Source organism: Gracilibacillus salinarum, assembly GCF_022919575.1.
In the GTDB taxonomy this organism is placed as follows: Bacteria; Bacillota; Bacilli; order Bacillales; family Amphibacillaceae; genus Gracilibacillus; species Gracilibacillus salinarum.
On sequence record NZ_CP095071.1, the window covers coordinates 3804016 to 3817532 of the forward strand.

Annotated in this window: 12 protein-coding genes and 1 riboswitch; of the genes, 7 read left to right on the forward strand and 5 right to left on the reverse strand. The window is 39.7% G+C overall.

What is annotated here, in order from left to right:
* The first annotated feature begins 182 nt into the window (after positions 1-182).
* The 3 genes from MUN87_RS17855 (at position 183) to MUN87_RS17865 (ending at position 4034) form a co-directional block, all read left to right on the forward strand.
* Positions 183-1670 carry a DUF1538 domain-containing protein gene (locus MUN87_RS17855; RefSeq protein ID WP_244742376.1) on the forward strand — a complete coding sequence of 496 codons (1488 nt, stop codon included), beginning with the start codon at positions 183-185 and terminating at the stop codon, positions 1668-1670.
* The gene (locus MUN87_RS17860) at positions 1667-2332 is read left to right on the forward strand and encodes a P-II family nitrogen regulator (RefSeq protein ID WP_244742379.1); all 666 of its coding nucleotides are present in this window, start codon (positions 1667-1669) and stop codon (positions 2330-2332) included. Before MUN87_RS17855 ends, MUN87_RS17860 begins: the two co-directional genes overlap by 4 nt.
* A gap of 853 nt (positions 2333-3185) precedes the next feature.
* Positions 3186-4034, forward strand: a complete 849-nt coding sequence (locus MUN87_RS17865) for an aminoglycoside 6-adenylyltransferase (RefSeq protein ID WP_244742381.1) — start codon at positions 3186-3188, stop codon at positions 4032-4034.
* A gap of 2 nt (positions 4035-4036) precedes the next feature.
* Here the strand turns inward: MUN87_RS17865 and MUN87_RS17870 are convergent, their stop codons facing one another.
* Positions 4037-4606, reverse strand: coding sequence for a TetR/AcrR family transcriptional regulator (locus MUN87_RS17870; RefSeq protein WP_244742384.1), 570 nt, complete (start codon positions 4604-4606; stop codon positions 4037-4039).
* A gap of 144 nt (positions 4607-4750) precedes the next feature.
* Between MUN87_RS17870 and MUN87_RS17875 the strand changes: the two genes are divergently transcribed.
* Positions 4751-5650, forward strand: coding sequence for an ABC transporter ATP-binding protein (locus tag MUN87_RS17875; protein WP_244742387.1), 900 nt, complete (start codon positions 4751-4753; stop codon positions 5648-5650).
* Positions 5651-5654: 4 nt separating this feature from the next.
* Complete coding sequence (locus MUN87_RS17880; protein ID WP_244742388.1) at positions 5655-7244, forward strand: ABC transporter permease; 1590 nt, start codon at positions 5655-5657, stop codon at positions 7242-7244.
* Positions 7245-7390: 146 nt separating this feature from the next.
* On the opposite strand, the gene MUN87_RS17885 is transcribed toward MUN87_RS17880, so the two are convergent.
* Positions 7391-7774 (reverse strand): SLAP domain-containing protein, encoded by a 384-nt coding sequence (locus tag MUN87_RS17885; RefSeq protein ID WP_244742391.1) that lies wholly within the window; start codon positions 7772-7774, stop codon positions 7391-7393.
* A 92-nt stretch (positions 7775-7866) separates the two neighbouring features.
* Here MUN87_RS17885 and MUN87_RS17890 point away from each other — a divergent pair, with 92 nt between their 5' ends.
* Positions 7867-9582, forward strand: coding sequence for a methyl-accepting chemotaxis protein (locus MUN87_RS17890; protein ID WP_244742394.1), 1716 nt, complete (start codon positions 7867-7869; stop codon positions 9580-9582).
* Between the two features lie 378 nt (positions 9583-9960).
* On the opposite strand, the gene MUN87_RS17895 is transcribed toward MUN87_RS17890, so the two are convergent.
* The 3 genes from MUN87_RS17895 to MUN87_RS17905 form a co-directional block, all read right to left on the reverse strand.
* Entirely contained in the window at positions 9961-10785 is an 825-nt protein-coding gene (locus MUN87_RS17895) for a MetQ/NlpA family ABC transporter substrate-binding protein (RefSeq protein WP_305037403.1), read from the reverse strand.
* Positions 10786-10859: 74 nt separating this feature from the next.
* Positions 10860-11528, reverse strand: a complete 669-nt coding sequence (locus MUN87_RS17900) for a methionine ABC transporter permease (RefSeq protein ID WP_244742397.1) — start codon at positions 11526-11528, stop codon at positions 10860-10862.
* Complete coding sequence (locus tag MUN87_RS17905; protein WP_244742400.1) at positions 11521-12546, reverse strand: methionine ABC transporter ATP-binding protein; 1026 nt, start codon at positions 12544-12546, stop codon at positions 11521-11523. Before MUN87_RS17905 ends, MUN87_RS17900 begins: the two co-directional genes overlap by 8 nt.
* A 112-nt stretch (positions 12547-12658) precedes the next feature.
* A riboswitch (SAM riboswitch) is annotated at positions 12659-12765 on the reverse strand.
* Between the two features lie 134 nt (positions 12766-12899).
* Between MUN87_RS17905 and MUN87_RS17910 the strand changes: the two genes are divergently transcribed.
* The gene (locus MUN87_RS17910; RefSeq protein WP_244742403.1) at positions 12900-13499 is read left to right on the forward strand and encodes a hypothetical protein; all 600 of its coding nucleotides are present in this window, start codon (positions 12900-12902) and stop codon (positions 13497-13499) included.
* The last annotated feature ends 18 nt before the right edge of the window (positions 13500-13517 follow it).

Below are 13517 nucleotides of genomic sequence, written 5' to 3' on the forward strand. Positions count from 1 at the left end.
TTTTTGAACACTCCAATAACTACCATTTGTCACGGCGCTAACCGTCCGTTGATAAGTTTCGCTAGCAATCAGCGGGGCAAACCCCCGCTGATTGAAGTCTCACTTTATCCTCCGTTATTCCGTTCTTACCGATACATACCAAAGAGAAAAGAAACATCCAATGAAGAGAGGAATGTGTTGATTTGAATATATTATGGTCAAAATTGCTGGAAGTTGTCTATGCTGTTCTCCCCATTACGATTATTGTTATCATTCTTCAATTTACTTTAACATCACTTGATATCACCTTAATTTTTCGCTTTTTAATTGGTGCCATTTTTATTATTATCGGACTGTCCATATTTCTGCTGGGAGTAGATATCGGCATTACTCCGATTGGGACCCAGCTGGGAAAAACGATTGCAAAATCAAATCGGTTGTGGATCGTTATTATGGCAGGTTTATGTCTAGGTTTTATTATTTCGATAGCAGAACCTGATTTGCATATATTAGCGGGACAAGTCGAGATGGTCACGTCCAATGCCATCGCCAAATTGACTCTCGTTATTGTTGTTTCCGCAGGTATAGCGGTTATGCTTGCAATCGGTTTAATTAGGATTGTGCACAATATCCCCTTATTTAAAATACTAACTATTATATACGGTGTTGTATTTCTCTTAGCATTGTTTACTTCTCCACAATTTTTGGCTATTGCCTTTGATGCATCTGGTGCTACGACCGGTGCAATGACAGTGCCATTTATTCTTGCGTTATCAATTGGTATATCAGTGATGAAAAAAGATAGTAAAGCATCGGAGAAGGACAGCTTTGGTCTGGTTGCGATTGCTTCCGTCGGGGCGATCATTACAGTGATGTTAATGAGTATTTTCAGTAACCAGAGTGAATTGGCAGGTGGCATGATGGAAGAAGAACATCATGGAACAGAAGCTCTATTTACGCCTTTTTTGCATGAATTTGGTCATATCGCGCAAGAAGTGATGCTGGCTTTGGCGCCTATTGTTATTTTGTTTTTTGTCTTTCAGAAGTTCTCATTTAAATTATCGAAAGAATCGGTGCGCAAAATAGTGACAGGACTAGTGTTTACGTTTGTTGGACTCGTACTGTTCTTGGTAGGGGTAAATGCGGGTTTTATGGAGTTAGGGACAGAATTGGGATATAGTATTGCCAGCTTGGAACATAAGGCGTATATTGTTATTGTCGGATTAATCTTAGGGATTGTTACAATACTCGCAGAACCGGCTGTTTATGTGCTGACAAGTCAGATCGAGGATGTAACAAGTGGGTACGTGAAACGGAAATTGGTCTTATTTACGTTAGCAATAGGTGTAGGGATCGCTGTTGCATTATCAATGCTACGGATACTTATTCCAGAGTTGCAGCTGTGGCATTATATTCTGCCAGGTTATTTAATTGCAATTGCGCTAATGTATATTACGCCAAAGTTATTTGTGGGTATTGCTTTTGACTCAGGTGGTGTTGCTTCAGGCCCGATGACAGCGACGTTCATTCTCGCGTTTACCCATGGAGCAGCAGAAGCAATTGAAGGTGCGGATGTGATAGTGGACGGTTTTGGCATGATTGCGATGGTAGCCTTAACCCCGTTGATTACCTTGCAAATACTCGGATTAATCTTCAAGCTTAAGTCAAGAAAAGGGGGCATGATGTCATGATGCCTAATGAAAAAACACGTCATTTTGAAATAATTTATGTGATCGTGAAGTTTGGTTTAGGTAGTAAGATTTTAAAAGAGGCGAAAAAATGCGGCGTCTCTGGCGGTACCCTTTTTATCGGAAGAGGTACCATCAGTAATCGGATTCTAAATTTGTTATCGATTACAGACATGCGCAAGGAAATTGTGATGATGATCTCCAATCAAAAAACGACGAAAAAAGCGATGGAGCATTTAAATAAAGTATTTCGTTTTGACAAACCAAATCATGGGATTGTATTTACAACATCGTTAACCAGTTTAATGGGGACGAGAAGCTGTCAGATTGAAGATGATGAGGAAAGAGGTGACGGGGAGATTATGTATCAGAATATTATTGTGATTGTCGATAAAGGAAATGCAGAGGATGTCATCAAGGCAGCGCAAAAAGCTGGATCCAAAGGTGGTACCATCATTAACGCAAGAGGATCCGGTATTCATGAAACAGACAAGCTGTTCTCCATGGATATTGAACCGGAGAAGGAAATTGTGATGATTTTATCAGATGAAGATTACACGGAACCGATCTGTAATAAAATTCGTGCAGAATTAAAAATTGACGAACCAGGAAATGGCATCATCTTCGTCCAAGACGTTAACCGCACATATGGCATTTACGAGTAGCAAAAAGGATAAACACATCATTACAAAGCGTGTTTATCCTTTTTTGCGCGGACCAATCATAAGCAAAAAAATTGGCATCCGATAAGAAAATGAAGGTTCCTATAATATGTGGTATGTAAACTAGCCATCGATAGCCAAGCATCCATATTGAGATATTTAATGTGCTGGGATACCGCTTCGGCCAACCACTCCTGCGGGGCACGGCTGAAGCTAGGCTACTACACGAATCACTTCTCTGCTGCCTTGCACCGAGGAAGCCTACTTCGAAGCGTTACTAGAAGACGCAGGTGCAGACGTTGTGGATCTCCAGCACCTGCCTGTCCCGCGGGAGTCTCCGTGGTTGGCCTACGCTTGAATTGGGAATCTACAATTTTTGTAAGAGCTAGCATATTGATCATATGCATATATAATAGCTATTGAAAGATGCCTAGAAACACTGACTTTTCTGTTCTATACGTTGTAGAACTTCCCTTAAGCGTAGGAAATAGGCGGAGACTCCTCATGCCTCAGCGCGAGCTGAAGATCCACTTATTTGTTCCTGTGTCTGCAAGTAACGCTTCGAAGTGAGCTTCCTCGGCACAAGACAGCACAGATGTTATTCAAGTAGTAGCCTAGCTGAAGCCGTGCCCACAGGACGCGGATCCTATTTCTGGAGCTTTGCTAAGCAGATAATCTATATCAAAATGACCATTTGGCAATACAACCTTAGCATAATCCATATTAAAGGAAGTTGTATGTTAGCTTGAAGCGTGCGGATTTATGCGCGCGTATTCCTTTGCATAGATAAGTAAATGACGTTACATGAGGGTCCAAATAAAATTCGACTACAGATCAAGGAAAGGATGGAGACAGGATGCGTAGTGAAAAGGAAATGATGGAGTTGATTTTGCGGTTTGCACGTGAGGATGAGCGGGTGAGGGTGGTCGGCATGAATGGATCTCGCACCAATCCGAACGTGGTGAAGGATTCTTTTCAAGACTATGATATTGTGTATTTGGTAGATGACATGACATCTTTGCTTAAAGACCGAGACTGGATTGATTATTTTGGTGAGCGAATGATCATGCAGACACCGGAGGAATCTACACTATTTCCTTCAACACTAGGAGGCTGGTTTACTTTTCTCATTCAATTCACAGATGGCAATCGACTGGATTTAATGTTGATCCCCATTGAAGAAATCAACAACTATATAGCTAATGATACACTTACACGCATACTATTAGATAAGGATGAACTTATTGAAGATAATCCTCTTCCGAATGAATCAAGCCACTATATCAAACAACCAACCTACTCTGAATTTGTAGACTGTTGTAACGAATTCTGGTGGGTAAATCCCTATGTAGCAAAAGGGTTATGTCGTGACCAATATCTATATGCTACGCACCATATCGACAAGGTACTTCGCGAAGAATTATTAAGAGTGATGGCCTGGAATATTGGTGTAACCTATGATTTTAAGGTCAATCTCGGGGCAGCCTACAAGCTTTTGCCTGACTATCTGGAGCCAGAGCGTTTTCAATCGTTACAAGCTACCTATCAATTACATACAACATCACATTGCTGGGAGTCATTGTTTTTGATGCAGCAAATGTTCAGCGAAGAAGCTAGACTGCTTGCTGATCGATTAGATTACACGTATCCAGATCATTTTGAAAGGGTTATCAACTATATCCGTGAATTATACCGGGCAGAGTAAACTTAATTTTTTTTCCCTATCATTCCATAAAAGAACAGGTGCATGACATCTTCCGTGATCGGCAGGATATAGTCACTCACACCATCCTTTTGCATGTAGTCTTTGAACATATGCAGATAAAGCATGATGGCTTCATTCGATAGACTGTGATCAATATAGCCTGTTTGTTTTCCCTCTTCAATCAACTGGTGAAAAAGAGGAACAGATTTCTCTTGAAAGATTTTCTCAACATAGGATTGTTCGATCAGGAAGTGATAGACTTCATCATGAATCGAATGTGCCAGTGCTGTTTTGTTGAAGATGATTTGTTCAATTTTTTCACGGAAGGAGAGGTCACCGTTCATAATGTCCAAATATTGCTGGAATAACTTCTCAATATAATAGATCATCGTTTCGTGAACGAGATTATGTTTACTGTCAAAGTAATTATATATCGAAACTTGTGATACTTCAGCTGCTTTGGCAATTTGTGCGATTGATACTTTTTTGATGCCGTTAGCAGAAAAAAGTTGCAGCGCTGTTTGAAGAATTTGTTCTTGTTTCTGCTGTGTGCGTTTTTTGAAACCGTCCATTTTTATCACCTCTATAGCTGTATTTTAAAATATTTTTTGAAATATAACAAATTAAATATTTCAAAAAATGGTTGAATCATAGTAGGGGTTGCTATATTATGAAATATATATAGTGTAATATTTCAAAACTAAGGAGGTTTTGATATGAATATGATTGAGATTAACGGTGTCACCAAGAAATTCGGCTCTTTTACAGCTTTAAATAATGTAGACTTAACCGTTAAACAGGGGGAAGTCTATGGCTTTATTGGACCGAATGGAGCAGGGAAATCAACGACAATCAGGGTGCTGCTAGGTATTATCAAGGCAACGTCCGGACAAACAACTGTTTTCGAAAAAGATGCCTGGAAGGACGCCGTCGATATTCATCGTAAAGTAGCTTATGTGCCAGGGGATGTACATTTGTGGGAAAACTTAACCGGTGGAGAGATAATAGATACGTTTTTGAAGCTTCGGGGTGGCATAAACAAGACAAAACGTGATCAATTAATCAAACGCTATCAGCTTGATCCTCGAAAAAAAGCAGGCACCTATTCCAAAGGTAATCGGCAGAAAGTAGCCTTAATCGCGGCTTTTGCTTCGGATGCAGATTTATTTATTCTGGATGAACCAACTGCCGGGCTTGATCCATTGATGGAGAATGTTTTTCAGGAGTGCGTTCAGGAAGTGAAACAAGCAGGCAAAAGTGTACTTTTATCCAGTCATATTCTATCAGAAGTAGAGAAATTATGTGATCGTGTCGGTATTATCCGGGAAGGAAAAATGATCGAGAGCGGTTCGTTAGATGAATTGCGTCACCTCACGAGAACAAGTATGTTGATTGAGACAATCGAAGATGCTTCAGCGTTGAAAGAAGTAGAAGGTATTCATCATTTTCAGGAAAATAATCATGTCTACAGCTTTCAAGTGGATACAGAACAATTAGCAGCTATCATGAAAATCATTGTTCCATATGGCGTCAAGCGAATGGAAAGCACACCGCCAACACTAGAAGATTTATTTATGCGTCATTACCAAGAGGAGAAGGTAGAAGGAAAGGGGTGAAATCATGCTTTTTCATCGTTTATCATCTTTGCTGTATTTGAAATGGCGGCAAAGCTGGTTAGCAAGCTTCATCTGGACGATTTCACTAGTAGCGGTAACAGTGATCGTTGCTTCTGCTTTCACTGAATTGTTTAAATCGGATCAGGAACGAAATGCTTTGTCACAAACTATGGAGAATCCGGCAATGACGGCGATGGTCGGCCCAGGATATGGACTTGATAATTATACGAATGGTGCCATGATGGCACATGAAATGTTGCTGTTTACAGCCATTGTTTTTGCCATCATGAGTATTCTTTTAATCACCAGACTGACACGGAAAGAAGAAGAAGAAGGTAAATTTGAATTAATTCGTTCGTTACCAGTTGGCCGGCTTTCAAGCTTAAGCAGTGCCGTTATTTTGGTTTCTTCTTTAAACATATTTATCGGTGCGGTGATAGCGATCAGCTTAAGCTTAAGTAATTTAGACGGTTTTAGTGTAGAAGGGTCAATACTCTACGGCTTTACCCTTGCTGCGGCTGGATTAGTGTTTACTGGAGTGACGGCCGTAGTGGCGCAATTAACCGAAACGTCCAGAAGTACGTTAGGTTTATCGATCGGTATTATGCTGATTGCTTATCTTGTTCGTGCAATAGGAGATGTAAGCAATGAAACGCTTAGTCGTATTTCCCCGTTAGGGCTGATTTTGCGAACAGAAGTATATGTCCAAAATTATTGGTGGCCAGTGATGGTTACGGTTTTAATATTTATCATTTTGATATTACTTGCTTTTTATTTACACAGTTATCGTGATGTGGGGGCAGGGTTGCTGCCAGCGAAACCAGGTAAGAAAGAAGCCTCTATATTGCTGCGGTCACCATTAGGGGTGATATTACGGTTGCAGCGTACGACCATTATATCCTGGTTAGCTGCTCTATTGCTTCTGGGTGTTTCCTACGGCTCTATATTTGGTGACCTTGAATCTTTCTTTGAGGGGAATGACATGTTGCAGCAATTGCTTGGAGATAGTACGGAATATACGATGACGGAACAATTTACTACATTGTTAATGGTGATTATGTCGATATTCGCAACGATTCCTGCTGTTATCTCTTTTTTGAAAATAAGAGGAGAAGAAAAGAAAGAACGAAATGATCATCTGCTAACGACAGGTATTTCTCGTCATAAATTGTTTTATTATTATCTTGGCATTTCGATTGTAATGGGCATTGCCGGTCTGTTTATTTCGATATTTGGACTTTGGGCAAGTTCTGTCATGGTGATGGATGAGCCAATTCCGTTGATCAATTTAATCAAAGCAGGTTTTTCCTACATTCCAGCAATGTTAAGCATAATGATGCTGGCAACCGTTCTGTTCGGTCTGGTGCCAAGGTGGACATCGCTCGTCTGGGCTTATGTGGTCTTTTCATTTTTTACTGTTTATTTAGGTGGATTGATGGATATCCCAGAATGGCTGTCGAACCTGTCCAGTTTCGCCCATATACCACAAATTCCGGTAGAGGATTTTGACGCAACACCTTTAATCATTTTATCGATTATAAGCATAGCAGGTATTCTCTGTGGGCAAATCGCTTATCGGAATCGAGATGCATAGAGGAAGAGGCTAATCGACCACTTTTGGTAAGTGGTGATTAGCCTCTTTTATTATTGAAAATGGAATTGAGTTTCTATATAACAAAGGCTGTATTGCAAAATGGTCATTTTGATATCGATTATCTGCGAGCAAAGCTTATCAGGAAGTTAGCGTCGTGATAAAAGGAATGGACGGTTTATATCTGATTGCTCTTTATCGCCGAGTTTCGGAAAAATAAATGTCCAGGGCATGGATGTATCTGCAGGTATCCGGAGTCTTTCATCTTGAACCTGCATGCTGCCGATTTCCCCGTTATGCTCGTCAACTAATTGAACGGAAGCATTAGTTAAATCCGCAGGCTCGTTACTAAAGTTATGAACTAGACTTGTTACTAACAGATCATTGCGATGATTGCTGGCTACTTGGATGATGATGAAAGAAATACCATCATTACTTGCAGTTTTTGTCTTTTCAAAAATGTCCTTTATCCGTTGACGATCTCCATCGCTAATTGTTCTTTCCCAAGCTTCTTCAAAAATTAAATGTTGCATAATAACACCTCAATTCATTTCAAAAATTTGTATTCGAACATATACAAATAGCTCATATTTTGTCGATATAAAAACTAGAAGGGGGAGTTAATTTGAAAAAAATTATTCAAAACAAAAGAATATCAACCAAGCTCTATGCCATCATTTCTTTAGCAATTGCTATTTATATAATTAGTGGAGCTATCTTTATTGCACTTATTTTATCAGTAACAGATGGGTTGGAACAACAATTATACGATAGATTATACCAGCCGTCATCATCCTTGCTTAATGCGGATCGTGATATGTATCAGGCAGATCAGGCGTTCATCACGTCCTTTGTCGACACGGAAAATAGTGAGGAGTACCAAGCCGTTTTTACTGAAAATGTTAGTCAGGTGGAGGAGCGGCTGGCAGCAACAAAAAGGACACTAATGGACGATCCCAATGTGGACAAAGAAATGGTCGAAAGTCGTTTTGCTACGTTCACCAGTAATTTTGACGGATGGAAAGAACAAACGACTTCAATTATAAATTCTGGTGAAGTAACAAGTGAGTTATTGACCAGTCTGAGAAATGAATTTGATACTGCCAGAAATGAATTGGATTTATTGCAACAGGAATTAGATAAAGCGGCAGAAGAATCTATCACAGCTATCGATCAAATTATTAATTATTTTTGGATCATTGCAGTGGTAGTGATCCTCATTATTAGTGCTATTTTGTTTATGCTGAGCTTTTTCCTCATTCGTCAGATTACCAAGCCAATTAATCAACTCGTAATAGCGAATGATCAGATATCTGTAGGGAATCTCAATATTGAGCGACTTGATGATAATCGTCAAGATGAAATTGGCAGCTTAGCCAAAAGCACGAATCTGATGGTCGACGAATTAAAAGGAATGGTGAGACAAATTCAAGAAATTTCTGCAGAAGTCAACGGGCAGAGCAGAGAATTGTCACAGAGCTCCGATGAAGTTAGTCAAGGTTCTCATCAGATTGCGACAACAATGGAAGAAATGTCTTACGGTGCTGAACAGCAAGCTAGTGGGTCCAGTGATATTTCTAGCTCCATTGAATCGCTTCACCGAAAGATTGCTGCTTCCTCTGAAGAAGGAGAAGCATTGCAGCATGCATCTGGAGAAGTGTTGGAGCTGTCTGTTACGAGCGGCTCACAATTAAATGATTCGGTGGAACAGATGCAAGAGATTACTTCAATGATGCAAACGACTGTAACCAAGGTTCAAAGTCTTGAACAGCAATCCAGTAAAATCTCGACATTGATTGATGTCATTCACGATATTGCAGAACAGACAAACTTATTAGCATTGAATGCGGCAATTGAAGCAGCGCGTGCTGGTGATTCCGGAAAAGGTTTTGCGGTAGTAGCAGATGAGGTAAGAAAACTGGCTGAACAAGTAAGTCATTCCGTTACAGAAATTACTGACATTATAGGTGGCTTACAATCAGAAACAAAGGACGTCGCCAAAGTATTAGAAGGTGGCTATTCTACTGTGGAGTATGGCAATAAAACAATATTGCAAAGTCAGGAAAGCTTTCAACGAATTCAGTCGCAAATGTCAGGCATGATCGATCGAATCAGTGTGATTAGTACCAATCTGTTTGAAATACAGCGTTCCAGTGAAAAAGTTAGTGAAGCAAGTACAGATATTGCTTCTACATCAGAGGAACTGGCAGCAGGAATTCAAGAAAGCTCTGCCACAGCAGAGCAACAATCCTCCTCCATGCAGGAAATCGCCAGCAATGCAGAGCACCTGGCAAAACTGTCAGATGATTTGAATGAGTTAACGAAAAAGTTCAGTTTATAACCGTTGGTAATGTAGGCGAAGTTATCTGGATGAAGTGTAGGGGAAGAAGAGGATAAGAAAGAGACTTACGCCCGAAGATGTAGCAACTTCAGGCGTAAGTCGCAAGACAGAATAAGTGAACGCTCGAAGATGCTACAACTTCAGGCGTAAGTCGCAAGAGAGAATGTGTGAACGTGTGAAGATGCCTCAACTTCGGGCGTAAGTCGCAAGAGAGAATGAGTGAACGTTCGAAGATGCCACAACTTCAGACAGAGGCAACAATGAAAGCCCCACCCTTCACCTAAAACTGTCCCCCTAACTGGATGGTTTCTTCGATTCGCTATATAAAAAAAGATCCCAATCATCATATTAGTGATCGGGAACTTTTATTTAGATTTATTAATCTACCGGTACAACTGCACCTTCATATTTTTCTTCAATGAATGTTTGAATTTCTTCTGAACGTAATACGTCAACTAATGTTTTAATTGCTTCATTATCTTCATCTTCTTTACGTGCTGCAATGACATTCACGTAAGGAGAATCAGAACCTTCAAGAATTAAAGCATCATCGGTAGGGACTAAATCGGCTTCGATCGCATAGTTAGTGTTGATCGCAACTAGAGCGTCAGCTTCGCGATTATAGAATTCTGGCAAGAAGCCTGCATCAACGTCAGTTTCAAATTCTAAATTTAATGGATTTTCAACAACATCTTTTACAGTTGCGTCAACTGGATCTACACTTTCATCAAGTTTGATTAAGTCTTTATTTTGTAAAAGTGATAATACACGACCATGATCAGCAACAGAGTTACTCATGATAACGACAGTACCTTCTTTGATATCATCGACACTCTTAATGTTTTTTGAATAGATTCCCATTGGCTCGATATGGATACCACCCATATTCACAAAATCGAATCCTTTTTCCTCCATTTGTGATTCAAGGTACGGAATGTGCTGGAAATAGTTTGCATCTAATGTGCCACTATCTAAGTCATCGTTTGGGAATACATAGTCCTGGTATTCTTCAATGGTAAGTTCAATACCTTCTTCTTCTAGTAACGGTTTTGCCTCTTCTAAAATTTCAGCGTGTGGAACACTTGTAGCTCCGACAGTTAATTCGGTAGGTCCTTCTGCATTCTGGTTATCTTCTTCACTTGTACCGCAAGCTGCTAGAGCAAAAAGCAGCAGTGCCAATAATAATGTAACTAATTTTTTCACGATAGATCATCCCTTCTTATTTTTTTATCACGGCGCTAACCGTTAGTAATACCTCCACTGATTGAAGTTTCACTTTATCGTTTGTCTATCTTCTTGGATAGGAAATCCCCAATAAATTGGAATATAAATACAATGATAATGATGAGAATCGTACATGCCAGAATCACATCAAAATCGCGACGTTGGAAACCTTGTAAGTAAGCTAAGCTTCCAAGTCCACCTGCACCAATAGCTCCAGCCATTGCGGTATAGCCGATTAAGGCAATCGCTGTTACGGTCAAGCCTGAAATAAGGGCCGGTAATGATTCAGGTAGCAAAACTTTGAAAATAATTGTAGATGTTTTTGCACCCATTGCTTTTGCCGCTTCGATTACACCTTTGTCTACTTCTTTCAATCCGATTTCAACTAAACGAGCATAGAACGGAGCTGCACCAATGATTAAGGCAGGTAATGCTGCTTTCCATCCTCTGATCGTACCAACTAAAAAGTCTGTGAATGGGAATAGGAGCAATATTAATATAATGAACGGAATCGCCCGGAATATGTTAACAAACGCAGCTGTTACAAAATTGATTGGCCGATTTTGCCATAGGTTACCTCTCTCCGTAAGGAATAAAAGTAAACCGAGTAAGATTCCAAAGATTAACGTACCGATAACGGAGACGATCGTCATATAAAATGTTTCTGCTGTTGCTTCCCATAAATCTGCAGGAATGACATTCGGAAACCATTCTTTAAACATGCTTTAACACCTCAACTTCTACACCTTCATTTTGCATAAAGTCCAGGGACTGTTTGATCACAGCATTATCGCCATTTACCTCAATAAACAATGTCCCATAGGCACCTTCCTGTGTAGGAGAAATCGAGCCTTGCAAAATATTAATTTCGACATCGAATTTCTTAGATACTTCACTAATTAGTGCGCGTTTTGCACTGTTGCCGATAAAGTGTACTTTGACAACTTCAGTGTCATCGCGATCATTAATGAAAGCCGCCAGATTGTTCTTGTCATGCTCTAACGGATTTAACTGCTGGACAAAACGTTGTGTCGTTTTTGATTGTGGTTTGACAAACACATCCAATACTTCACCAGACTCTACAACTTTCCCGTTTTCCATGACAGCAACACGATGACATATTTGCTGGATAACGTGCATTTCATGGGTAATCAAGATTATCGTTAATCCTAATTTTTTATTAATGGAGACCAACAGATCCAAAATGTCATCTGTTGTTTCAGGATCCAAAGCGGAAGTTGCTTCATCACATAACAACACTTCAGGGTCATTTGCGAGTGCTCTGGCAATTCCGACTCTTTGCTTTTGGCCACCACTTAGTTGCGATGGATAATTTTCTTCTTTGCCTGAAAGTCCGACAAGATTGATTAATTCAAGCACTTTTTCTTTTCTTTTTGCTTTTGGAACGCCAGCGATTTCTAATGGAAATGCAATATTGTCATATACGGTGCGCGACCATAACAGGTTAAAATGCTGAAAAATCATTCCGATCTTTTGTCGCTTATTTCGCAATTCGTTGTGTTGCATCTTGGTAATATCTTTATCATGAATCACTACTGATCCATCGGAAGGTTCTTCGAGACGGTTGATTAACCGGACAAATGTACTTTTTCCAGCACCACTATAGCCAATTACACCAAAGATTTCGCCTTTATCTATTGTTAACGAGACATCATCCACCGCCTGAACGGATTGTGTTTTTGTCTGATATAATTTCGACAAATTTTTTATTTTAATCATAGTTTCACACTCCTTTGCCTTCATGCCGTCAGCTTACTATATATTGTGAGCCAACCGCATAAAAAAATCCCTTCTGTACATAAGAGGACAGAAAGGAAGTTCATTCTTTGTCCTCTCATCTATCAAAGCACACTGCACTTCGTAGGATTTAGCACCTATCAGCTTTCTGACGGTTGCCGGGTTTCACAGGGCCAGTCCCTCCACCACTCTTGATAAGAGATTTCCGCATTCAATTAATTTAAACAATATCGTATCATGTCGAAATTAATTCGTCAATTGGTTTTAGAAAAGTAAAATAATTCAGATTTTTCAGTTAATATCGGTGCTATAATAGCTTAGGGAAAAGGGGGATAATGATGAAAAAATTACTAGTATGGATGTGTATGATTATCGTCGCTGCAGGATGTTCCAATAAATCAGATGGTGCAACGATTGTGGTAAATGATGAGATTGCTTATAATCAAACCATCCAGGATTTACAGTTAGGATATATGACGAGTTTTGATTTACAAATGGATGATGAGCAAAATAATGAAATCACCGTTTGGGTTGAAGAATATCTAGATGGAGAAAGAGAACATGAAACACTAATGGAAACAGTTTTGATGGCCTCCGAGAGTAAGCGCTCAATCGGTATGGGAGTATTAGATTTATCAGATGAAAGTAAAAAGATCATTCTCTATGAAAAGGAAGGATCAGATATATCCAGCAGTTGGACGACCGTAAAAATACCAGTGAATGAAGAAGGCATCAAAGAAATGGATACAGTAGTAGGGGAGGAGAAGGTAGAAATACTACCTGGAGAAACAAAAATATTAGCTGCATATCGTGAGACAGCAGGAAATGCAATAAACCCATTACAATTCGAAGATCAGGCACTTTTCGAAAAGATGATAGCAGATTCATCATTTGTGCTTGTTCTCAAAATGAAGATCGAGCAAAAAGAGAAATGAAGCGAGACTAAATAGAGA